At 52.5% G+C, this 22,846-nt stretch carries 26 protein-coding genes; 8 read left to right on the top strand and 18 right to left on the bottom strand.

Going from position 1 to position 22,846, the window contains the following annotated elements; translation table 11 throughout:
• The first annotated feature begins 276 nt into the window (after window positions 1–276).
• From EYY67_RS18865 to EYY67_RS18855, 3 genes are read left to right on the top strand one after another with little or no spacing between them, the layout of a single operon-like run.
• On the top strand, window positions 277–1,416 hold the full coding sequence (locus EYY67_RS18865) for a polysaccharide export protein (protein WP_131694121.1): 1,140 nt from the start codon (window positions 277–279) through the stop codon (window positions 1,414–1,416).
• Between the two features lie 11 nt (window positions 1,417–1,427).
• The gene (locus EYY67_RS18860; protein WP_119826920.1) at window positions 1,428–1,880 is read left to right on the top strand and encodes an arsenate reductase/protein-tyrosine-phosphatase family protein; all 453 of its coding nucleotides are present in this window, start codon (window positions 1,428–1,430) and stop codon (window positions 1,878–1,880) included.
• The gene (locus tag EYY67_RS18855; RefSeq protein WP_131694120.1) at window positions 1,870–4,023 is read left to right on the top strand and encodes a polysaccharide biosynthesis tyrosine autokinase; all 2,154 of its coding nucleotides are present in this window, start codon (window positions 1,870–1,872) and stop codon (window positions 4,021–4,023) included. The genes EYY67_RS18860 and EYY67_RS18855 overlap by 11 nt, the downstream gene beginning before the upstream one ends.
• A 66-nt stretch (window positions 4,024–4,089) precedes the next feature.
• On the opposite strand, the gene mltC is transcribed toward EYY67_RS18855, so the two are convergent.
• The 3 genes from mltC to mutY form a co-directional block, all read right to left on the bottom strand.
• Complete coding sequence (gene mltC, locus EYY67_RS18850) at window positions 4,090–5,169, bottom strand: membrane-bound lytic murein transglycosylase MltC (RefSeq protein ID WP_095924784.1); 1,080 nt, start codon at window positions 5,167–5,169, stop codon at window positions 4,090–4,092.
• An 83-nt stretch (window positions 5,170–5,252) separates the two neighbouring features.
• Entirely contained in the window at window positions 5,253–5,525 is a 273-nt protein-coding gene (locus EYY67_RS18845; protein ID WP_095924785.1) for an oxidative damage protection protein, read from the bottom strand.
• A 35-nt stretch (window positions 5,526–5,560) separates the two neighbouring features.
• The gene (mutY, locus tag EYY67_RS18840) at window positions 5,561–6,637 is read right to left on the bottom strand and encodes an A/G-specific adenine glycosylase (RefSeq protein ID WP_131694119.1); all 1,077 of its coding nucleotides are present in this window, start codon (window positions 6,635–6,637) and stop codon (window positions 5,561–5,563) included.
• A 223-nt stretch (window positions 6,638–6,860) separates the two neighbouring features.
• Between mutY and trmB the strand changes: the two genes are divergently transcribed.
• The 4 genes from trmB to EYY67_RS18820 all read left to right on the top strand — a co-directional run bounded on the left by trmB (window position 6,861) and on the right by EYY67_RS18820 (window position 9,667).
• Window positions 6,861–7,580, top strand: coding sequence for a tRNA (guanosine(46)-N7)-methyltransferase TrmB (gene trmB, locus EYY67_RS18835; protein ID WP_095924787.1), 720 nt, complete (start codon window positions 6,861–6,863; stop codon window positions 7,578–7,580).
• A complete protein-coding gene (locus tag EYY67_RS18830) occupies window positions 7,580–7,906 on the top strand; it encodes a YggL family protein (RefSeq protein ID WP_095924788.1) in 327 nt (108 codons plus the stop codon). Before trmB ends, EYY67_RS18830 begins: the two co-directional genes overlap by 1 nt.
• Window positions 7,907–7,981: 75 nt before the next feature.
• The gene (glsB, locus tag EYY67_RS18825) at window positions 7,982–8,908 is read left to right on the top strand and encodes a glutaminase B (protein WP_095924789.1); all 927 of its coding nucleotides are present in this window, start codon (window positions 7,982–7,984) and stop codon (window positions 8,906–8,908) included.
• Window positions 8,909–8,932: 24 nt separating this feature from the next.
• A complete protein-coding gene (locus EYY67_RS18820) occupies window positions 8,933–9,667 on the top strand; it encodes a YggN family protein (RefSeq protein ID WP_095924790.1) in 735 nt (244 codons plus the stop codon).
• A 60-nt stretch (window positions 9,668–9,727) separates the two neighbouring features.
• On the opposite strand, the gene hemW is transcribed toward EYY67_RS18820, so the two are convergent.
• The 6 genes from hemW to EYY67_RS18790 form a co-directional block, all read right to left on the bottom strand.
• Window positions 9,728–10,864, bottom strand: a complete 1,137-nt coding sequence (gene hemW, locus EYY67_RS18815; RefSeq protein ID WP_131694118.1) for a radical SAM family heme chaperone HemW — start codon at window positions 10,862–10,864, stop codon at window positions 9,728–9,730.
• Window positions 10,857–11,465, bottom strand: a complete 609-nt coding sequence (locus EYY67_RS18810) for an XTP/dITP diphosphatase (protein ID WP_131694117.1) — start codon at window positions 11,463–11,465, stop codon at window positions 10,857–10,859. The genes hemW and EYY67_RS18810 overlap by 8 nt, the downstream gene beginning before the upstream one ends.
• Before the next feature lie 21 nt (window positions 11,466–11,486).
• The gene (gene yggU / locus EYY67_RS18805) at window positions 11,487–11,792 is read right to left on the bottom strand and encodes a DUF167 family protein YggU (protein ID WP_095924793.1); all 306 of its coding nucleotides are present in this window, start codon (window positions 11,790–11,792) and stop codon (window positions 11,487–11,489) included.
• Window positions 11,777–12,331, bottom strand: coding sequence for a YggT family protein (locus EYY67_RS18800; RefSeq protein ID WP_095924794.1), 555 nt, complete (start codon window positions 12,329–12,331; stop codon window positions 11,777–11,779). The genes yggU and EYY67_RS18800 overlap by 16 nt, the downstream gene beginning before the upstream one ends.
• Before the next feature lie 22 nt (window positions 12,332–12,353).
• Entirely contained in the window at window positions 12,354–13,175 is an 822-nt protein-coding gene (gene proC, locus EYY67_RS18795) for a pyrroline-5-carboxylate reductase (protein ID WP_131694116.1), read from the bottom strand.
• Between the two features lie 71 nt (window positions 13,176–13,246).
• Window positions 13,247–13,966 carry a YggS family pyridoxal phosphate-dependent enzyme gene (locus tag EYY67_RS18790; RefSeq protein ID WP_095924796.1) on the bottom strand — a complete coding sequence of 240 codons (720 nt, stop codon included), beginning with the start codon at window positions 13,964–13,966 and terminating at the stop codon, window positions 13,247–13,249.
• A 22-nt stretch (window positions 13,967–13,988) separates the two neighbouring features.
• Between EYY67_RS18790 and EYY67_RS18785 the strand changes: the two genes are divergently transcribed.
• Window positions 13,989–15,011, top strand: a complete 1,023-nt coding sequence (locus EYY67_RS18785; RefSeq protein ID WP_131694115.1) for a type IV pilus twitching motility protein PilT — start codon at window positions 13,989–13,991, stop codon at window positions 15,009–15,011.
• Here EYY67_RS18785 and ruvX read toward each other — a convergent pair.
• The 9 genes from ruvX to EYY67_RS18740 form a co-directional block, all read right to left on the bottom strand.
• On the bottom strand, window positions 15,002–15,430 hold the full coding sequence (gene ruvX, locus EYY67_RS18780; RefSeq protein ID WP_095924798.1) for a Holliday junction resolvase RuvX: 429 nt from the start codon (window positions 15,428–15,430) through the stop codon (window positions 15,002–15,004). The two genes, EYY67_RS18785 and ruvX, sit on opposite strands and share 10 nt — an antisense overlap.
• Entirely contained in the window at window positions 15,430–15,993 is a 564-nt protein-coding gene (locus EYY67_RS18775; protein ID WP_095924799.1) for a YqgE/AlgH family protein, read from the bottom strand. The genes ruvX and EYY67_RS18775 overlap by 1 nt, the downstream gene beginning before the upstream one ends.
• 69 nt (window positions 15,994–16,062) lie before the next feature.
• Complete coding sequence (gshB, locus tag EYY67_RS18770; RefSeq protein ID WP_095924800.1) at window positions 16,063–17,013, bottom strand: glutathione synthase; 951 nt, start codon at window positions 17,011–17,013, stop codon at window positions 16,063–16,065.
• Between the two features lie 11 nt (window positions 17,014–17,024).
• Window positions 17,025–17,756, bottom strand: coding sequence for a 16S rRNA (uracil(1498)-N(3))-methyltransferase (gene rsmE, locus EYY67_RS18765; RefSeq protein ID WP_131694114.1), 732 nt, complete (start codon window positions 17,754–17,756; stop codon window positions 17,025–17,027).
• Between the two features lie 87 nt (window positions 17,757–17,843).
• Window positions 17,844–18,557 carry a deoxyribonuclease I gene (gene endA, locus EYY67_RS18760; RefSeq protein ID WP_131694113.1) on the bottom strand — a complete coding sequence of 238 codons (714 nt, stop codon included), beginning with the start codon at window positions 18,555–18,557 and terminating at the stop codon, window positions 17,844–17,846.
• 93 nt (window positions 18,558–18,650) lie between these two features.
• Window positions 18,651–19,172 (bottom strand): SprT family zinc-dependent metalloprotease, encoded by a 522-nt coding sequence (locus EYY67_RS18755; protein ID WP_131694112.1) that lies wholly within the window; start codon window positions 19,170–19,172, stop codon window positions 18,651–18,653.
• 90 nt (window positions 19,173–19,262) lie between these two features.
• On the bottom strand, window positions 19,263–20,657 hold the full coding sequence (locus EYY67_RS18750; protein ID WP_015698489.1) for a sugar porter family MFS transporter: 1,395 nt from the start codon (window positions 20,655–20,657) through the stop codon (window positions 19,263–19,265).
• 307 nt (window positions 20,658–20,964) lie between these two features.
• Window positions 20,965–21,708: a fimbria/pilus periplasmic chaperone gene (locus EYY67_RS18745; RefSeq protein WP_165497977.1), complete on the bottom strand. Its 744-nt coding sequence runs from the start codon at window positions 21,706–21,708 to the stop codon at window positions 20,965–20,967.
• A gap of 21 nt (window positions 21,709–21,729) precedes the next feature.
• Window positions 21,730–22,833, bottom strand: coding sequence for a CfaE/CblD family pilus tip adhesin (locus EYY67_RS18740; RefSeq protein ID WP_095924806.1), 1,104 nt, complete (start codon window positions 22,831–22,833; stop codon window positions 21,730–21,732).
• Window positions 22,834–22,846: the final 13 nt, after the last annotated feature.

The following is a 22,846-nucleotide window of genomic DNA, read 5'->3' as shown; positions in this document are numbered from 1 at the left end:
GTTTCGGTGTTATAGGATATATATGAATTTTAAATCTGTTGCAGGAATGAGGTGTTAATAAATTGGGTCTGGAGTGATGCTATTAATCTGAATGGTATTTTAAGCTGAATTAATCAATTCGTTTTTTATATGCTTCGCGCGCTATTTGTTATATCCATCACAGTGTTTTATTTTTCCGTGAAACTTAGCGTTCTGTTTTGTTTCCTTATGTTGCTTTTTACTTTCTGTTCCTATAAATTGCCAAACTAACCACTTCGAATAAAACAATGGAAATCCATGCATAAGGATGTCTCAGTTAAGATCGCAATGATCTTATTAACTGCTACCGTAGCGTTGAGCGGTTGCACCCTTTCTCCGGGAATAAGTTTAAAAACATCAAATAAAAATACCATTAAAGAAAAAGGTATTCCTTTTGATATTAACTCTGCTGTTGATATATATCCTATAACACCGAAACTTGTCGAAACGCTGGCTTACCGGCCGGTTGTTGCAACAGTAAATAATGAACTGGATCAACATATCAGAAATTACCAATACCAGATCGGTGTTGGAGATATATTGACCATTACGGTCTGGGACCATCCCGAACTGACTACACCCGCTGGCCAGTATCGAAGCGCCGGAGAATCAGGGAGTTGGGTGAATGCGGATGGTTCAATATTCTATCCCTACATTGGCATGGTAAAAGTGGCAGGCAAGACGACAGCGCAAATTCGTAGCGACATTGCCGGCAGGCTTGCACAGTTCATTCAGTCGCCTCAGGTTGATGTCAATGTTGCTGCGTTCCGCTCGCAGAAGGTCTATGTCACCGGCGAAGTCGTTAAATCCGGCCAATTGCCTGTGACAAATGTCCCGATGACCGTGATGGATGCCGTCAATCTGGCAGGGGGATTAGCTGAAAAGGCAGACTGGAATAATGTTGTCTTGTCCCATGCTGGCGGGAAAGAGCAGATTTCCTTGCAGGCATTAATGAAAAACGGCGACATGCGCCAGAACCGTCTGCTTAATGACGGCGATATTTTGTATATCCCGCGAAATGACGAGCTGAAAATTTTTGTCATGGGCGAAGTGAAGAAGCCCACCACGTTGCGTATGGATCGCAGTGGCATGACCCTGACCGAAGCGCTGTCTAACGCCGAAGGTGTCGATCAGCTCACATCGGATGCGACGGGTATCTTTGTCATACGGACATTGAAAAACAGCGATAAAAATAAGATCGCCAATATCTACCAGTTAAATGCCAGCGATGCGACAGCCCTGGTATTGGGCACCGAATTCCAGCTTCGGCCTTACGATATTGTTTATGTGACGACAGCACCCCTCACAAAATGGAACCGCGTGATAGGCCAGTTATTGCCGACTATTACCGGTGTCCATGATATGACGGAGACTGCTCATTATTTTCGTAACTGGTAATAAAGGTGACTATGTTTAATTCCGTATTAATTGTCTGTATCGGAAATGTATGTCGCTCGCCTATTGCCGAGGCCATGCTTCAGCAATTACTTCCTGCCAAAGCAATACACTCCGCAGGTATTTCCGCGCTGGCCGGTGACGGTGCTGATGCGATGGCGAGCCGCATTTCTGAACAACATGGTTTTTCGTTGCAAAACCATAAAGCACGGCAATTAACCCGTGAGATGTGCCATGATTCTGATCTGATTCTTATTATGGAAAAGGCACATATCTCATCGGTCAGTTATTTTTTGCCAGAAGTCAGAGGCAAAACCATGTTATTAGGCTACTGGAACCAGAAAATAGACATTCCCGATCCTTATGGTAAAAGCGCTGTCGCATTTGAATATGCGTTCTCTCTTATAAAAGAATCTGTTATCGGCTGGAAGTCTGTTTTAGAACGTCAGGTGAAACATGATTGGTAAATCCGAAAGTAAATCTGGAAAACAAAACGCGTGCGATGAACTTGATTTACGAAAGATAGTGGGCTTTCTTATCGACAGGATCCGCACCATTGTGATGGTGACAGCTGCGTTTTCTTTCACTGGCCTGCTTTATGCTTTTCTCTCTACCCCCGTATATCATGCGGATGCTTTGGTTCAGGTCGAACCGGCGAACGGCAACAGCGTGATGCGCACGCTTTCTGAGTTGTTGCCCGCTGAAACGCCTGTGTCCGCGAGAGAAATCCAGTTAATCACATCGAGAACGTTGATTGGAAAAACTGTCGCCCAGCTGAATTTAGACACCCAAATTGGGTTCAACGGTTTCCCCTTTCTGGGGAATAAGTTACATCGTTTAATGTCAGCTGAAGTGCCGAAATTGCAGGTAGAAAGATTCGAGACAACGGACCGCGTGACCGGGGAAATCTACACGCTTGAAAACTTAGGGCGTAATCAATACCGCCTGACCACCCCTTCGGGTGCCGTTGCGCAAGGCAATGTCGGGGAACGTCTTACGACACCGGAATTGACTCTGCAAGTGACTCAGTTGCGATCATCGGCAGGGGATACATTCTCATTACAAAAACGGGATGTCAGTGAAGTTATCGGTGAATTGCAGAAACGCATTCAGATCCGGGATCAGGGAAAAGATACCGGCCTGCTGACCATCAATATTACCGGTTCTGACCCCGAGCAAATCAAAAATATTGTTCAAAAAGTTAGCGAAAACTATGCTGAACAGAGCATTCAAAGAAAATCAGAACAAGCAGAGAAAAGTTTAGGTTTTTTAAAAACTCAACTTCCCGTGGTCAGAGAGAAACTTGATAAGGCGGAAACAAAACTTAATTTATACCGAAGCATGAATAATTCTGTTGACCTGACGCTGGAAGCCAAGTCAATGCTTGAGAATATGGTGCAACTTGACGGGCAAATTAATCAGCTCATATTAAAAGAAACTGAAGTCTCTAAACTGTATACAAAACAACATCCGGCCTATTCTGCGTTGCGCGAGAAAATCCAGGTTCTGGAAAATGATAAAAATGCGCTGGCAAAAAAAGTGGATAAATTACCGCTGACGCAACAGGAAATACTCCGGCTCACCCGCGATGTCCAGTCAGGACAAATTGTCTATATGCAACTTATGGACAAAGAGCAGGAACTTAATATCAGTAAGGCAAGCACCATCGGCACCGTACATATCATTGATCCTGCCACTACCGCCCGTAAGCCGGTCAATCCTGGTAAATTTCTCATTATTCTCGTTTTCACATTTTTGGGTGCTGTTTCATCAGTGATATTTATACTGGCTAAAACTGCGCTGATACGCGGGGTAAATTCAGCAGAAATGCTTGAGGATATCGGATTAAATGTTTTTTCCAGCGTGCCTGTTTCGTTATGGCAACATAAAAAGCATCATACAGGGACAAAATCATCGCCGACAGGAGGATTACTTGCGCTGGAAAATCCGGCGGATTGCGCGATAGAAGCATTAAGGAACCTGCGGACATCGTTACATTTTACGATGCTCGAAGCCGGCTCCAAGGTATTGATGATTTCCGGTGCCAGCCCCGATGTGGGTAAAACATTTATCAGCTCCAATCTGGCGGCAGTGATAACCCAGGTTGGCAAAAAGGTATTATATATTGATGCGGATATGCGAAGAGGTTATTCACATATCTTATTCAATAAAATGAATGAGTTCGGATTGTCCGATATTCTCGCCGGGACCGTGGAGTTTTCCTCCGCAATACACAATACGGCCGTCGAAGGTCTCGATATTATCACGCGTGGGAAAATCCCACGGAATCCTTCTGAGCTTTTACTCCGAGAAGAATGCGCCGGACTTTTAGAATGGGCATCCAAAAAATATGATGTCATTATTCTGGATGTGCCGCCTATCCTTGCGGTGACGGATGCCGCCATTATAGGGAAATATGCCGGTGTCTCACTGCTTGTGGCTAAGTTTGAGATGAGCACGGTCAGGGAAATGGAGTCCAGTATTCAGATATTCGCACGGCATAATATCAGTGTCAGCGGCGTGATTTTAAACTCCGTCATCAACAGGACATCAAATTATTATAATTATGGCAAGTACGCGTATTATAAGTATGAGTCAGCAAGTAACTAACTGATTATGCAATAAAAACGGAGGCCCGAAAGCCTCCGTTTTTTATGCTGCTGACCTCGCCAAAGGCTAGTCCACGCGGCGATAGCTACGCTGCGTGTTGTTCACCTTATACAGGTAGCGACGCGATTCTGCGGACGGGTGTTTGGTTGTCAGCGTGGTATACACATCGCCCGGCGCCATGTTGTTGATGATGTTAAACGCCTGCGTTTTATTGCCGGAGAATACGCGCAACACGCTGCCTGCGCCGCCGTTATAGGCGGTAATGACGGCATAACGACGCGATGTCGGGTTGCTGATATTTCCCAGATAGACGTTTTGCAGCATCGCCAGATAGGCGGTACCGGTATTGATATTATTCTGCGGATCAAACAGATAGCTGCGGCTTGGTTTGCCCCATTTCCCTTCAGATTTGAAGACGTCTGCCCCGGCGGAATGCTGCACGACCTGCATCAGTCCCAGGGCATCGGCGTTACTCACCGCATACGGGTTAAAGGCCGATTCCGTTTGCATGATCGCCAGGATCAGCGACTGATCGACGCCATATTTAGCAGACGCTTCACGGATCATCGGCAGGTATTTATGCGCACGCTGATTCAGGTGGTTTGGCACCATCTGAATGGTGACGGAATAAATCACATGCAGACCGGACTGGCGGCGCATCAGCTTATTCTGGATCAGATAATCCGCAAAGCTGGCGGCGCGGCCTTCCCAGCGGATCGGCTGTCCGGTGTTATCAAGAACCTGACCATATAACATCGGCTCGCGGCTGATCTGAATATCATTGGCGTCCGAATAGAGGTCAACGTTGCCCGGATCATCGCCGACCAGCAAGGTACTGATGATCGCCTGACGCAGGCTGGCGGCCGGATCGGTCCCGGAAATCGTTTCAAGGGTGATGGTACCCGCATCAAAGTTGATGTGGCTGCGGGTGTAATATTGATCGCTGTATTTCACATAGTCTTTCGGACCGGCGATCAGCACTTCATTCATGCCCCAGATGTTTTCGATGTTATGGGCGAACTGCCCCATCAAAATATCGAATCCATTGGTGTCTTTAACATAAGCTTCGTTGAACTGGTCTTTCTTGCTGCCGGAGCAGGAGATCAACATCGGTGCGATAACCAGCAAAGCTAAAATTTTCTTCATCTTGAAACCATTTCTGGTGAAAGAAGCAGATCCCCGAAAAAATCTGCCTAAGCTATTAATGATAAAGCTTTATTGAGTCAGCGTTATTGGGATGGCGGGGTATAGCCTTCGATATGCACATCCTGGCCTTCAAACAGAAAATTCACCATTTCCTGCTCCAGCAATTTGCGGTCATCCGGGTTCATCATGCTGAGTTTCTTTTCGTTGATCAGCATGGTTTGTTTAGCCATCCATTGTGACCAGGCTTCTTTCGAGATTTCGTTGAAAATGCGTTTACCAATCTCGCCAGGGTAAAGCTGGAAATCCTGCCCTTCGGCGTCGCGCTTAAGAAAAGTGCAAAAAATCGTTCTGCTCATACTGATTCCTTATCGATCATTCTTTTGGGGCGGTTTTATTTGCCCGGTGCCTGTTTTGCTAACTGCATCAGCAGGCGTTCTACCGGCGCGGCCAGCCCGACGGATTGTGGTTGCGCTAAGTTATACCAGAGACCCGCACCTTCATCCATGCAACCCGCCGTTGTTCGCAGATTTAACCACATCGGGACGATATCCAGATGGAAATGGCTGAAAGTGTGACGAAAAGCGGTCTGCTGCTGCAACGCATTTTGCGTAACACCGTATTTTTGCAGCCCGAGCGACAGCTCTTCCTCGGTGGTGTATTGCGGGAAGCAGAACAATCCGCCCCACAAACCGACCGGTGGACGCTGCTCCAGCCAGACTTTATCTTCCTGCTGGATCATCAGCATAAAGGCGGTTTTTTCCGGCAGGGTTTTCTTCGGTTTTTTGCCGGGGTATTTTGCCCAGCTATGCTGTGCGTAAGCTTCACAGCCGGATTTTACCGGGCACAGTTCGCATTTGGGTTTGCTGCGCGTACAGACCATCGCGCCCAGATCCATCATCGCCTGATTAAACTGTGCCACGCCTTCTGCGGGCGTCACCTCTTCGCTGATGGCCCACAGCCTGTTTTCAGTTTTCTTCTCACCCGGCCAGCCATCAACGGCATAACAGCGGGCCAGCACGCGTTTCACATTGCCGTCTAAAATAGGGTAGTGCTGATTGAGTGCCAGCGACAAAACCGCACCCGCCGTCGAACGGCCAATGCCCGGCAGGGCGAGGATCTGATCAAAGGTGGTCGGAAACACGCCGCCGTGCTCGCTGGCAATCACCTGCGCCGCTTTATGCAGATTGCGCGCGCGGGCGTAATAGCCGAGGCCGGTCCACAGATGAAGAACTTCATCGAGCGGAGCCGCCGCGAGGTCGGACACCGTCGGGAAGCGTTGCATAAAACGTTCAAAATACGGGATAACAGTCGCTACCTGCGTTTGCTGCAACATCACTTCCGAAAGCCAGACTTTATAAGGTGTTTTCGCGATTTGCCACGGCAGTGTTTTACGGCCATAGCGTTGATACCAGTCGAGTACCAGCGGTGAAAAACGTTTTGCTTCCATAAAACCAGGGGCTTCCAACATGGGTAAATGACAGTCCGGCAGGGTTAAGAGACGGGGCTGATCACATCACAGTTGCCGTCTGGCTGTAAACCGGAACTTTCCGCACTGTATTGACCGATTTCCTGCCCGCAAGCCTTGCTAATCGGGAGTAAGTTTGGATAATGCGCCTTTCCTTATATTTAGTGACCAAAGCACAGGCATCCGCGCGCGGGTACCGCGTCTTGCCAATCGGAGTGGAAACACCATGAAAAACGACGTCATTTCACCGGAGTTCGACGAGAACGGTCGCGCGATGCGCCGTATTCGCAGTTTTGTCCGCCGTCAGGGCCGTCTGACGAAAGGTCAGCAATTTGCGCTGGACAACTTCTGGCCGGTGATGGGCGTGGAGTTTCAGGCTGAAACCCTGAACATTGATGCCTTGTTTGGTCGCTCAGCGCCTGTGGTGCTGGAAATCGGTTTCGGGATGGGCACATCGCTGGTCACCATGGCGAAGCAGAACCCGGAGCAAAACTTTATCGGGATTGAAGTCCACTCGCCGGGCGTCGGTGCCTGTCTGGCGACGGCGCACGAAGAGGGCGTCAGCAACCTGCGCGTGATGTGTCACGATGCGGTCGAAGTGCTGGAAAAAATGATCCCGGATGGCTCGCTCGATATGGTGCAGCTATTCTTTCCTGACCCGTGGCACAAAGCGCGTCATAATAAGCGCCGCATCGTGCAGCCGGAATTCGTAGAGAAGCTGCGCAAAAAACTGAAAGTGGGCGGTGTTTTCCACATGGCGACCGACTGGGAGCCGTATGCAGAGCACATGCTGGAAGTGATGACCTGTTTAGAAAGCTGGGCGAATCTGTCGCAGGAAGGCAATTATGTTCCGCGTCCTGAATCCCGCCCGGTGACCAAGTTCGAAATGCGTGGCCAGCGTTTAGGCCACGGCGTATGGGATCTGATGTTTGAGAGGAAGCAATAATGGCTACAAATCGCAGTCGTCGTTTACGTAAGAAGTTACACATTGCCGAGTTCCAGGAACTGGGCTTCTCTGTAAAATGGCGTTTCCCGGAAGGTACCGCGGTCGAAACCATTGACGAATCACTGGATAAATTCATTGACGGTGTGATCGAGCCAAACAAACTGGCCTTCGACGGCAGTGGCTATCTGCAATGGGAAGGTCTGGTTTGCCGTCAGGACATCGGTCACTGCACTGATGAACAGCGCGCGCAGGTCAAAAAATGGTTGGAAGACCAGAAAATGGAAGACGTGGAAGTTTCAGAGTTGTTCGATATCTGGTGGGATTGATTTCACCGGTCAGATAAATTCTGAATCTTTTAAAGGTGCCTTTCCGGCACCTTTGTTACATCTGGAGGCAGGACGTTGGGCACCGAACTTGATAACAGTTTGCTGGAAGATATTCTGGCGCAGGTCAGGCCGCTGATTGGCCGCGGCAAGGTTGCCGATTACATTCCTGCGCTGGCGGAAGTCAGCCCCGATCATTTAGGGATTGCCGTGTGTACCACGAAAGGGGAGATCTTTCGTGCCGGTGATGCCGACATGCGTTTCTCGATCCAGTCGATCTCCAAAGTGCTCAGCCTGACGCTGGCACTGACCCGTTATCAGGAAAGCGAAATCTGGCAGCGCGTCGGCAAAGAGCCGTCCGGCCAGCCGTTCAATTCACTGGTTCAGCTTGAGCTTGAGCAGGGAAAACCGCGTAACCCGTTCATCAATCCGGGCGCGCTGGTGGTCTGCGATATGCTGCAAACCCGGCTCTCGGCACCGAAACAGAGAATGCTGGAAGTGGTGCGTCAGCTGGCCGGATCGGCAGATCTCAACTACGATCGGCACGTTGCCCGTTCAGAGTTCGACCATTCTGACCGCAATGCGGCGATTGCCTATCTGATGAAGTCTTTCGGAAATTTCGACAACGACGTCATCACCGTTTTGCATACTTATTTCCACTACTGTGCACTGCGGATGAGTTGTGAAGAACTGGCGCGGACGTTTGTTTATCTTGCCAACAAAGGCCATCCGCTCGGCAGCGAGACACCGCTCATCGATGCCCGTCAGGCCCGGCAGATTAATGCGATGATGGTGACCAGCGGCATGTACGACGGCGCCGGTGAATTCGCTTACCGCGTCGGGATGCCGGGTAAATCTGGCGTCGGTGGCGGTATCATTGCCGTGGTACCGGGCGAGATGTGTATCGCGGTATGGTCGCCGGAACTCGATGCGGCAGGGAACTCTTTGGCAGGTATTGCTGCCTTAGAATTGCTGGCGCAACGTATTGGCCGTTCAATTTTTTAAGTTTGCTGTCTTAAGGGAGAGTACATGTTAGTGAAAACTGGAGTGGTAAAAACCGGACTGGCCGCGCTGCTGGCGCTGACCGCATGGAGTGCGCAGGCTGATTACCAGTGCGGCGTAAACCCGAAGGATGACGTGATCATCAAACCGCAGACCGTGCAGGTGGTGGGGAACAGCGGTGATTTACTGATTACGCCCAACGGCAACGTCACCCTCAACGGTAAAGACATGACCCTGAGCGCCAAACAGCGTCAGGAAGCGATCGATTATCAGGCCGGTTTGCGCCGCGATCTGCCGTGGATTGATCAGGGCGCGACGGCGCATCTCGAAAAAGGCCGCGTGGCGGTTGACCGTGTCATTGTCGAAAAACTCGGCAGCGACAGCAACGTGCGTAACCGCCTGGTCACGCTCGACAAGCAACTGAAGCAACAGATGAACCTGATCATTGAGCACCGCGCCGACGGTCTGACCTTCCACCATAAAGCGGTGGATCAGGTTAAACAGAACGGTCAGAAGCTGATGGAACAAACCATGGGCGGCGTGATGCAGGACAGCATCAACGAGATGGGCCTCAAACAAGCTGCCAGCGGCGGTAACCCGTTACAGGCGATGATGGGCAATCTGGGCGGTCTGCAACAGGCGGTTCAGGAAGAGTGGAACAGGCAGGAAAAAGAGTTCAAAGCCTTTGGCGATGACGTCTGCAAGCGCGTGACCGCGCTGGATACCCAACACAAAGCGTTACTGGCGGATTTGAAACAGTAACCGCTAAATGACAGAAACAAAAAAACCGCGATTACGCGGTTTTTTTTTTGCCCCTAAACCTTACTCTGCCAAAAAAAGCTCCAGCAGCGAATTCAGGAACAGTTTACCTTTACCGGTGATCTGCCAGTGCGTCCCGGTTTCCAGCAGATAGTCTTTGGCGATGGCTTGGTCAAGCTGCGCTCGGATCACGCTTTCATCCAGTCCGGTATACAAACCAAACTCTTCGCGCGGGGCTGCTTCCAGCAGGCGGAAACGGTTCATGAAGAACTCAAACGGCAAATCTTCGGTTTCGACCGGATGCTGTTTATCCATGTAGCGCCCCTGCATATAACCGCGCGGATGTTTGGTTTTGACGGTGCGCAGGATTTGCCCGTCGGGCTGCGTCAGTTTGCCGTGCGCGCCACAACCGATGCCCAGATAATCGCCGAAGCGCCAGTAGTTCAGATTGTGCTGACACTGATAACCCGGTTTGGCATACGCCGAGGTCTCGTATTGCTGATAACCGGCGGCGGTCAGCAGCTGATCGCCTTGCTCGAAAATATCCCACAGCGCGTCGTCGTCCGGCAAGGTTGGCGGACGCGAGGCGTACAGGGTATTTGGCTCGATGGTCAGCTGATACCACGATAAGTGCGGCGGATTCAGCGCGATGGCCTGACGCAAATCGTCCAGTGCTTCTTCCAGTGTCTGATCCGGCAAACCATGCATCAGATCCAGATTGAAGCTGCGCAGGTTCAGGCCGGTGGCCAGATGCGCCGCGCGCTTTGCTTCTTCCGGGCCGTGAATGCGTCCCAGACGCTCCAGTTTCTGTGCATCGAAACTTTGCACGCCAATGGAGATACGGTTCACACCGGCACGCTGATAGCCGCTGAAGCGGTCTGCTTCGACGGTACCGGGGTTGGCTTCCATGGTGATTTCAGCGTCAGCATCAAGCGGCAAACGTGCACGGACCCCGTCGAGCAGGGTTTGCATCGCTTCACTGCTCAGCAGGCTGGGGGTTCCGCCGCCGATAAAAATCGTCCCCACGCTGCGTCCGCCCGCCAGATGCAAATCGGCATCCAGATCGGCCAGCAGATGCGCGACATAATCGTCATGCGGCACTTCACCCTTTAACGCGTGCGAGTTGAAATCGCAGTAGGGGCATTTTTGCACGCACCACGGAATATGAATGTAGAGACTCAGCGGCGGCAACTTACGCATTGTTCTGTGCAGCCTCTTTCATCGCGGCCAGCAACAATTTCAGCGCCAGTCCACGGTGAGATACCGCGCTTTTTTCTTCGCGGGTCAGTTCTGCGGCGGTTTTGCCCAGTTGCGGGACGTAGAAAATCGGGTCATAACCGAAGCCGCCTTCACCTGCTTCGGCAAAGGTGATTTCGCCTGCCCAAGTGCCGTGGCAAACCAGCGGGGTCGGATCTTCCGCATGGCGCATATACACCAGCACACAATGAAATTGCGCGCCGCGTTGTCCCTGAGGCACGTCTTTCAGTGCGACCAGCAGCTTATCAAGATTTTCCTGATCAGAGGCGTCAGCACCGGCGTAGCGTGCAGAATAAATCCCCGGTGCACCCCCGAGAAAATCGACGGCCAGACCGGAATCATCGGCAATGGCGGGCAAACCAGTCACGGCTGCCGCATGGCGGGCTTTCAGGATGGCGTTCTCAATGAACGTCAGCCCGGTTTCTTCGGCGGATTCTACGCCGAGTTCAGTTTGTGCGACCACATCCAGCCCGAAACCGGCCAGAAGATGTGCGAGCTCACGCACTTTACCGGCATTGCCGGTAGCTAATACGACTTTCTGCATGGGAGAGTCCTGACTTAAACGTTATTCAGCGAGCAGTACCGCGACCTCAGTCGGGATATTTTGCGGATGGGTAATGCGGACTTGTTTATGGCGGCCCAGCTCGCCCTTTTCAATGCTGACCTGACTTTTGGCGACTTTAAACTGTTTTGCGAGAAATTTCACCAGATGCGTGTTCGCCTGACCGTCCACCGGCGGGGCAGTGATGGCGACTTTCAGTTCGTCGCCATGCAAACCCACCAGGCTGTCGCGGCTGGCTTTGGGCTGGATCACCAGCCGCAAAACCAGCGTATCGCCGTGCCAGAACGCCGGGGTTAAAGCTGATACCACAACGCACCCAGCAGATCCATGCCGAGATAATTCAGCATATACAGGATAAGAATGACCACCATCGCCGAGAAATCAATACCGCCCATGGCCGGAAGAATGCGGCGGATTGGCGCCATCAGTGGCTCGGTCAGTTGCATCAGCAGGTAATCCATCGGGCCGCGGCCCTGGCTCACCCAGCTCATCAGGGAACGGATAATCACCAGCCAGAACACCAGATAACCGGCGGCTTTCACCAGCCCGATCAGGCCAATCAGCAGACTGCTCAGGCCGATAAACAGTGCGCCGCTCTGGATAAGCAACAGCAGCGGGAATTTAATCGTGCAGAGGATAAACGCCAGCAACAAACTCGCGCTGTCAATGGGCCCCAGTGGCGGAATAATCCGGCGCAGCGGTCCGATCACCGGCTGCGTGATTTTCACCACAAATTGTGAGAACGGGTTATAAAAATCTGTACGTGCCCACTGCATCCAGATGCGCAGCAGCAGAACCATCACGTAGAGATCAATGAGGGTTTTAACCAGAAAAGTCAGCGTTAACATTTGTTACCTTTAATATTTTTAATTAGAACAGTTTTTCCATTTCCTGCGCGCGGGTAATGGCGGCCTGCATGGCGCCGGAGACAATCTCCGGTAATTTATGGTCGGTGAAAAACTTCAGTGCTTCAAAGGTTGTGCCGCCTTTGGACGTCACATTCTCACGAAGTTGTGACAATGGCGTGTCCGGGCTGGCGGCAACCAGGGCGCTGGCCCCGCTGGCGGCTTGTTCAATCAGCATCCGTGCGGTTTCTGCGCTGAAACCCAGACGCTGCGCTTCAGCCTGCATCGCTTCCATAAACAGGAAGAAATACGCCGGTGCGCTGCCTGCGGCGGCGATCACATGGTTAATGCCTTCTTCACTCTCAACCCAGCAGATTTTACCTACCGCGCTCATCAGTTCACCGCTGTAATCGCGATCTGCCTGCGATACCTGAGCAGGCGCAAACAACCCGCTCATGCCTTGTCCGACAAGGGACGGCGTGTTCGGCATAATGCGGACGATGTTCAGATTATCGCCCAGCAGTTCGCAGAAACGGGCGACGCTGACGCCTGCGGCAATCGACAGTACCAGCTTGCGGCCAAAATCCACGTCTTTTTGCAGTGCTTTACATACATCCGCCATCATCTGCGGTTTTACGGATAAAACCACCACATCGGCGTCTTTCGCACAGCCGCTGTTATCGCTGCTGCTGTGTACACCGTATTTTTCAGCCAGCGCATCACGATGCGTGGTGGAAGGGGCACAAACGCTGATCAGATTTGCCGGATAGCCGCTTTCGACCAGACCGGAAACGATAGCGCCCGCCATGTTACCGGCGCCGATAAAACAAATTTTGCGGTGTTGCATGGATGCTCCTTGCTTAAATGGGGGCTGAACTGAGCCACTCAAGAGTAAAGCAGTAAACCGGATAAAAAGGGTTACTGTTTTGCGCTGTAATCACGGGCGCCGAAAATGGCGGTGCCGATACGAACCAGGGTACTGCCTGCGGCAATGGCGGCGGGCATGTCGTCGGTCATGCCCATCGACAGCGTATCCGCCTGCGGACAAATACCTTGCAATGCTTTCAGCGCATCACGCATCTGACTGAATACGTCGAGCTGGCGCGGGTAATCTGTCTCCACGGCCGGGATCGCCATCAGACCACGCAGCGTCAGGTTTGGCATCGCCATAATGTGCGTAGCCAGTTCGGCGACCTCGCCCACGGCAATACCGGATTTGCTGGCTTCATCGCTGATATTGACCTGAATCAGCACCTGCAACGGCGCTAAACCGGCCGGGCGCTGCTCATTCAGTCGCTGGGCGATTTTCAGGCGGTCGAGGGTATGGCACCAGTCAAAATTTTCCGCCACCAGACGGCTTTTATTCGATTGCAGCGGCCCGATGAAATGCCAGGTCAGCGCAGGCTGATGCCCGGCAAAGTGAGCAATCTTATCGACGCCTTCCTGAACATAGTTTTCGCCAAACGCCAGTTGCCCGGCGGCGATAGCTTCTTCGATCGCGCTCGCAGGTTTTGTTTTGCTGACTGCAAGCAACGTAATTTCTTCTGAAGGCCTGCCGCAACGCTGTGCAGCGGCTGCGATTTTCTCGCGGACATTCTGTAAGTTCTGTGCAATAGCGTTTTGCTGACTAAGGCTCATAAGGACTCAGGAGGATTTCAACATGGATATTGATGGATTCGTGGGGCGTAGTGTAAAGCAAAATGCCTCTGATCTGCACCTTTGTACCGGCTATCCGCCAATGTTACGCATTGACGGCGAACTTTGCCGCTGCGATGACCTGCCGGTGGTGAAAGCTTCGCAGATGCAAACACTGAGTTGTTTGTGGCTGGATGCTGCGCAGCGGGAGGCATTACAGCAGTCCGGGCAGGTCGATAAAGCCCTGACGTTCGGCGACGGCGTGCGGATGCGGCTGAACGTCTTTCAGCAACTGCACGGGTTGTCGGCGGCGCTCAGGCCGGTCCCCGCCAGCTGTCCGGCGCTGGAGAGTCTGCTGGCACCGGATTGCCTGCAGCAAATCATCATGCAGGACGACGGGCTGATTCTGGTCACCGGCGCGACAGGCAGCGGAAAATCCACCACGCTGGCGGCGCTCATCGATCATCTCAACCGGCATACGGCGCGGCATATTATTACGCTGGAAGATCCGATTGAGCTGATTCATCTCAGCCGCAAGTGCCTGATCCAGCAGCGGGAACTCGGTCTGCATACCCGTTCGTTTGGCGAGGCAGTACGCGGTGCCTTGCGCGAGGATCCGGATGTCTTATTGCTGGGGGAATTACGCGATACCGAAAGCATCCGGCTGGCGCTGACGGCGGCGGAAACCGGCCATCTGGTGCTGGCGACGCTGCATACCCGCAATGCCACGCAGGCGATTGACCGGCTTGTGGATGTGTTTCCGGCAGAAGAGAAGGCGTTTGTCCGCGCGCAACTGGCGGGCAGCCTGCGTGCGGTGGTGGCGCAAAAACTGGCCGTGACGCAAACAAAGGAGGGCAAAAAAGCGGGCAGGGTGGCGCTGTTTGAAGTGCTGACGTCCACGCCTGCGGTGTGCAATTTGATTCGCGAAGGCAAGACACATCAGCTGGCGGATATCCTGCAAACCGGCACGCAGGCTGGAATGCAGACGTTTGCCCAAAGCCGCCAGCAGCGGCAAAACGCCGGATTACTGGCCGCCGATCAGGACTGACTCCATTGTTTCTCAAACCAGCTTTCCAGAATAATGACGGCGGAGGCGGCATCGACGCTGCCTTTGTCCAGAGCACGGAAACCGCCGCGATCGAACAAATCCGCACGCGCTTCAACGGTGCTCAGACGCTCGTCGTGCAGTTCAACCTGAACGCCGAACCGGCCATGCAGACGGTTGGCAAACTTGCGGGCGCGGGCGGTCAGTGGTTGCTCGGTGCCGTCCATGTTCAGCGGCAGGCCGACGACCACCAGATCCGGTTGCCACTCTTTCAGCAATTTTTCGATCTTCTGCCAGTCCGGCGTGCCGTCCTGCGCTTTGAAAGAGGTCAGCGGGCGGGCGGTGCCGGTCACTTCCTGACCGATGGCCAGACCGATACTTTTGGTGCCGAAATCAAACGCGAAAACCGTGCGGTTAGCCATTATGCGTGCCCTGCGTGGGTGGCGAGCTGTCCGACGTCAATGCCGATCATTTTCGCCGCTTCGCGCCAGCGGTCAGCAACCGGGGTGCGGAACAAAATGTCGCTGCTGGCTTCAATGGTCAGCCAGGCATTTTCCAGCAACTCTTTTTCCAGCTGGCCCTGTTCCCATGCGGCGTAACCCAGCGCCACCAGCACATCTTTCGGCTGGTCTGGCGTACCCAGTGTTTCCAGCACGTCTTTGGAAGTGGTGATCATGGTGCAGTCGGAAATACGAATGCTGGAACCAAAACCTTCGCGCGGTGTATGCAGGATAAAACCGCGATCGTCAGCCAGCGGGCCGCCGGAAAATACCGGGCGATCGAGACGAATGTTCAGGTCACGGGGTTCGGGTGTGATATCCAGTTTGTCGAGCACGCTTTCAACCGTGAAATCGTCGACCAGCTTGTTAATCACCAGACCCATTGCGCCGTCTTCATTATGTTCGCAGATGTACACGACTGAACGTTTGAACTGGGGTTCATCCAGTCCGGGCATCGCAATAAGAAAGTGATGTTGTAGATTCATGGTATGTAGGATGTTTAACCTCAGGAAATAAACATGGCGTAATAAAAATATTACGCCATTTCAACACAGTTAGCGGGCAGAAAGACGCTTTTCAATGGCATCCATCAGCATGCCGGTAATGGAAATCGGGAAGGCGGCTTCGATTTCACGGGCACAGGTCGGGCTGGTGACGTTAATTTCCGTCAGGCGATCGCCGATGATGTCCAGACCGACAAAAATCAGGCCTTTCTGTTTGAGGACAGGTGCCACGGTGCGGGCAATCGCCCAGTCGCTTTCGCTCAGCGGACGCGCTTCGCCCCGGCCACCGGCGGCCAGATTACCACGGGTTTCGCCCTGTGCCGGAATACGTGCCAGACAGTAAGGCACCGGCTCGCCATCGACCACCAGAACGCGCTTGTCGCCGTCCTTGATGGCCGGCAGGTAGTTTTGCGCCATGCAGAAACGGCTGCCATGTTCGGTCAGGGTTTCAATCACCACGGAGACGTTGGCATCTTCCGGTTTCAGACGGAAGATGGACGCGCCGCCCATGCCATCAAGTGGCTTGAGGATCACGTCAGTATGTTCTTTATGGAACGCTTTCAGCTGCGCGGCATTGCGGGTCACCAGCGTATCCGGCGTCAGTTCCGGGAACCACGCGGTGAACAGCTTTTCGTTACAGTCGCGCAGGCTCTGCGGTTTGTTGACGATCAGCGTGCCTTTTTCTTCGGCGCGTTCGAGGATATAGGTGGCATAAATGAATTCGGTATCGAACGGCGGATCCTTACGCATCAGGATCACATCCAGTTCCTGCAGGGCGATATCCTGCTCAGTGCCGAACTCATACCAGCCGTCGTAATCCTGCTTCACGCTGAGTTTTTTGGTGGTCGCACGGCCTTCGCCGCCACGCAGATACAGGGAATTCATTTCCATGTAATGCAGTTCATAACCGCGACTCTGCGCTTCCAGCAACATAGCGAAACTGGTGTCTTTTTTGATGTTGATGGAAGAGATCGGGTCCATCACGATGCCAAGCTTGATCATTTAGTTTCCTCTTAACCCAGATCGCCGAAACGGACCTGTAAGGCCGTTATCGCGGTGAGTGCTGTGGTTTCTGTACGCAGAACACGGGGTCCCAGCAGGATATCAGTAAATCCGTAGCCGGAGGTCATTGCAATTTCATCGGCGGATAAACCGCCTTCCGGGCCGATCAGCAGGCGAACATGGCTCACCGGCAACGGCAGGGTATTAATACTGTGGCTGGCGCGCGGATGCAGATTCAGCTTCAGGCTGTCATCCTGTTCGGCGCACCAGGCTTCGAGGGGCATCGCCGGGCGAATGTCCGGGATACGGTTACGGCCACATTGTTCACAGGCGGCAATGGCGATTTTCTGCCACTGCTGCAATTTCTTCTCCAGACGTTCGCCGTCCAGCTTCACGCCGCAACGCTCAGAGAACAGCGGTGTAATGGTGTTCACGCCCAGCTCGATGGATTTCTGAATAGTGAATTCCATCTTCTCGCCGCGTGAAATCACCTGGCCGAGATGCAGATTCAGCGGAGATTCGTTGTCTGACAGCACGCCCTCGCTCAGGCTGACGCGCACGCTTTTCTTATCAACCTGGGTGATGCTGGCGTCGAAAACCTGATTGCTGCCGTCAAACAGCTGGATCGTCTGACCGGGTTGCATACGCAAAACGCGTCCGACATGGTTCGCGGCATCTTCGCTCAGCGCGATGTCGCTGTGCGCGGTCAGGGGTTCGGGATGATAAATGCGGGGAATGCGCATGTGAGGCTGCTGTCCTTAAACGGTTGAAGTGGGCTATTTTGGCAACTGTTGCCAGCCCTGTCGCTGACTATTGTGCCCTATAGTAGGTTAGCTTTTTCTCTGCGCGCAAGCCTGCTGAACATACGGGTTATGATTCCCCTGCACATTCGCGATGCGGTTATCGCGTTCACACTCCCAGGCCGTCACCGGATACTGACGATCCCATGCGGCGAACAGCTGTGTCTGCTGGCGTGACAGGTTCAGTTTGTACTGGTCGCGCATGTAGAAGTAGGTGCGGGCGATAGCGCCGCGGGCGCGGGCCGGTGGCTCAGCGGCTTTGGCCTTGAAGTCGATTTTCATCTCGCAACGGCCATACTGGCCTTCGCCGCCATTCCACTGGCTGTACATGAAGTTGTTGCGGTCGCCGTTCACTTCACCGATGGCCGGTTCAAGGTTATGCAGGTCAGTTTCTATCTGACGGTAGTCGGCGCTTTTTGCGCAGTTTTTACGTCCGCCATCCTGCCAGCATTGCATCTGATGGCCAAACTGCCACGCAGGGACCACGTGTTCCCACTCAATCCGGCTGGCGCGCTGTTCGCTTTTGCGCACCGCGTAGCCGCAGGATTGCAGATCCGGCGTGCCTTTTTTTCCCTGCCAGCTGATCTGGCAGCCGCAGTAAAATGTCGGCGCGCCCTGATTGATTTTCACGGCAGCAGCTTTGGCCTGACTGAAGTTATTGATGGCGTGACCGGTCTGACTGAAGGCGCTCAGCGGCGCCAGCGCACCGATAAACAGAAAAGATAAGAACGTTTTACGAAACATGTTTCCGAATAATCCCTGTGTAAAAGGGCGGAAGGGTAACGGATGGCGCGCGGTGTGACAATCAGACATTGCTGCGATTGAGTGATTGATTTTTCAGCCGTTAGAGGTGCCGTTAGCGTTAAAACGTAACAGTTCGCCGCAATGACGGCAGCGGTATTCCGACTCTTTGCGCATCACTTTATTGTGGCGTCGCACGGTCAGCTGATGATCGCGACAGGCACATAAATAGGGATAGGTTTTGCTTTGCACGGAGGCGACTTCGAACTTGTGCGTTCTGCTGGCGGAAACCCCCAGCACATGTTCCATCATCCAGCGCCACTCTTTGCCGTGCGGTGCAGGTGCGCGACCAAAGCGGCGATAGACCAGTAAATGCGCCAGTTCGTGCGGCACGACTTCATCGATAAAAGGCTGTTGATTTTCCAGCAGCAACACAGGATTCAGGCGGATTTGCCAGTGTTGCAGGTACGCACTGCCCGCGCTGGTGCCGCGTTGCTGGTAGGTGATTTCCGGCTCCAGATAATCGGTGCCAAAAAACTGGTTTGCCATCTGGAGTTTTTCCCGCAGGCAGCGCATAACGGCTTGTTGCAGGGCAATGGGGAGGCGTGAGGTTTTCATCTGGCGAAGGATAAATCTGGCGGGAGAGAGATGCAATACGGAATTCCTCCCCTTTGCAGGGGAGGAACGGCAGACTTATTTATTGCTAACTTATTTACCGATGTCGCGCAGGGCTTCGCCTTTCATCAGGTTGCGTTCGATGTGTTCCAGAGAGACGTTTTTGGTCTCAGGGATCAACGCAATGGTGATGAAGATGAACACCACGTTCAGCGCCGCGTACACCCAGAAGGTGTTGGCGTTGCCGAGGCTGTCGAGCATGGTCAGGAAGGTCGCGCCGACAATCATGTTGGCGATCCAGTTGGTTGCGGTAGACACGGTGATACCAAAATCGCGGCCTTTCAGCGGCTGAATTTCAGAACACAGTACCCAGATCAGCGGACCGGCACTCATGGCAAAACCGACGATGAACATCAGCAGCATGGCGATAGAGAAGTATTTCGCCGCATCAGATTCCACGCCGATATGCAGCATCGTACCCAGCACACCCATGCCGACGGCCATCACCAGAAAGCCCAGTTTCAGCGTCGGTTTACGGCCCCAGCGGTCAACCAGACCGATGGCAATGAAGGTCGCCAGAACGTTGACCAGACCGACGATAACCGTGCCCCACATCTGCTGAGAGGTGCTGGCGAACCCGGCAATGCCGAAGATTTTAGGTGCGTAATACATGATCACGTTCATCCCGGTGAACTGCTGCATCACCTGCAACAGAATGCCGAGGTAAACCGCACGACGGAAGTTCTTGTTGTTGGTGAACAAGCCCCAGCCGCTTTGTTTTACTTTCAGGCTTTCACGGATTTCATCCAGCTCGCGTTTAGCCTGTTCGCTGGAATCACGCAGTTTTTCCAGTACGCGGCGCGCTTTACCGTCGTCACCACGCGCGGCCAGCCAGCGCGGGCTGTCCGGCAGGAAGAACACGCCGACCAGCAGCAGCAAGGCCGGGATGGTGATGATACCCAGCATCCAGCGCCATGCACCGGTGTAGCTGAAGGCCGTATCAGACAGATACGCCGCCAGAATACCGATGGTGATCATCAGCTGGTACATGGAAATCATACTGCCGCGGATTTTCTCCGGTGCGATTTCGGAGAGGTAAATAGGCGCCGTGTATGACGCGATACCGACTGCCAGACCCAGCAGCACGCGGGCGACAATCAGGATTTCGGCGTTAGGGGCGAAGGCGGAACACAGGGAGCCGACAACGAACAGGATCGCGCCGATCATCAGACTGAATTTACGTCCGAGACGGAAGTTCAGCCAGCCGCTGCCCACTGCACCGACGGCGGCACCAAACATCATCGAGCTGACCACCCATTCCTGCTGGTGGTTGGTGATCTGGAAATCATGGCTGATAAAGGGCAGGGCACCCGCGATGACACCGATATCCAGGCCGAACAGCAGTCCGGCAAGTGCAGCGAGAAAACAGACAAAGAAAGTGACGCTTTTATTCGAGCGTTTTCCTTTGGTCGAAGTTGAGTTGTTCATCCGGTCTCCAAAATAGTGCAATCGTTTTGAGTTGTAATAATGCTTAGGCTGTTATGTTATTAACCCTGTACACAGCTTAACGTGAACCCGGTCACAGTGTTGTAATCGTTTACACTAATAGGTGTGATTGGGTGTCTTGTTTTTGAAGGGTTTCAAACGGATAGCGTAACAGGAAGGGGATGTGCCTGAGAGTAATAGCCTGAAAATTGATTTATATCAATCAATACTGTGTATCAAACTTTTACACATACAAATAATCACTTAATTTATAACAAGTTATTATCTGTAACCGTTTTCATTCAGGCCGTTATCTGACAGGGAAATTTTCCACTTCCTGCTTCTGAGTGTAATCGTTGAAATACTCGATTCGGACATTTTCAGAGGAAACTGAAGCCGGTAGGGCGGATGAAAGCGTGAAAGGTTTGCCCGGATAGACGTTTTTCTTCAGCTCCTGCCACTGACAGCGGGCCTCTTTTTTATCGTTGTCACACTGGCCGATACGCTGCACCAGCAGATGAATGTTACCGGTATTGGTGATTTGTTGGCGCGAGGCATCCCAGCCCAGTCTGGCGATGGGTTTTGCAGGCGGCACCATGACTACTACGCCCCAGACAATGGTCAGGCTCAAATCGCTGCTGAAATTTTGGTCGCTGGCAGTGCTTTTGAATTCTTCCGGAGTCATTGACTGAAAATGCACGCGGTAGATTTTTTCTTCGTTGCTTTCACCAAGGCCGACGATCCTGACCGGCTGGCTGTTACCGGCAGGCAAGCCAAATTTCAGCGGTGATACCACCAGGCTGTTTTGCGCGCCTTGCGGTGCGGGTGTCTCGTTTTCTTCTGCGGTGCCCGGATTGTGAACTTCGGTGATTTTTCCCTGAATATATTGCGTCGTTTCACTTTTTGAACTGATGACCAGTGCCGCAGCATGCTGCTCATTAAGCATCACTTTCATCGGAGAAACGGTGATATTGGCAAAACACAGGGCAGGCATTGCCAGCATCAGCAACGGGAGTATTTTCATAGCTGAGACGGGTAAATTCCTTTGTGTCATATGTGTCGCCTTCGGGTGAAGTTAGTAAAGGGAGGTGGTGAAATTAAGCTTAAGTGTGCCCCGGTAATACCCGGCATTTTTACTGCTCACTGCTAAATATCCGGTACTGAGCTCGAGGGGCGCAGGGACACAGATAACGGGTTCCGGGATTCCGGGTAAATGTACCTGACGGATACGGGCCTGCTGTATTTTTGTCAGATTCATCTGGCGGGCACGGCTCACGGTTTGCAGGGTATTCGTATCAGGATTAAGCATATTGATCGTGTAATCCATGCGATCTCTTTCGTTGTTCGCATCACCACCCTGACGGACAATGGAAAAATTGATCCCCGAACGGTTACTCTGCCCGGTGAAGTCGTCGTCCAGGGTTAACATAAACGTGCTGCTGTTAGCGTTGTAACCATCATATAAACATACATCAATATTTGCGGTGCCGGTCACAGACACTTTGTTATTCCCTGTTCCGGGAAGCGGACGCATATTGAGGCTTACCAGCGGCGCGGCATTGCCAAATTCCGGTAAATAAATTTGCTGGTTATTATTGTCGGTGACATTGAGGGTAATATGGGCGTTCCAGTCTGCCAGTTTGAGGCGCGGATCCCATTGTGTAAGAGACATTTTTAACTCAGCTTTCCAGATGCCGCCAACAGGAAGTTTTTGTAATTCTGAAGAGGAAATGAAAGCACTTTCTTTTGTCTCGGAGATGCCGCTCCAAAATGCAGCCGCTGTAGATAAAAGATCGTCATAATCCCCTGATTTATGATATGCAGTGATATTGATAACCTGGGTTAAGCCGCTTTTTTGTTCTTTAAATTCTGTTGCCACCTGTGTATGCCCGTATCCATACCACTGCGGAGATGTTGCGCACTGGCCATTTGTTGGAGAACTGTTGGATACACATACCCAGGAGTTACGCCCCCATAAAGCCTGATTGCTTGTGTCGTAGCCGCCACTTTCATTCTTCCAGATGTCAATTTGCGAAGGTAAGCTGGATTTATCAAATGTTGCCGTAACCGGCGTATCACGTCCCGTGGGCTCTACCCGTTCAGCTCTTGTTGATTGCGCGGTTAACCCACTTACCATTATTAACAGGGCCACGATAAAATACGTTTTTGTCAGGTTCATGGTATTCGCCTGC

The organism is Rahnella victoriana (assembly GCF_004330295.1).
GTDB classification, from domain to species: domain Bacteria; phylum Pseudomonadota; class Gammaproteobacteria; order Enterobacterales; family Enterobacteriaceae; genus Rahnella; species Rahnella victoriana.
This window is presented reverse-complemented; position numbering and strand designations above follow the sequence as displayed.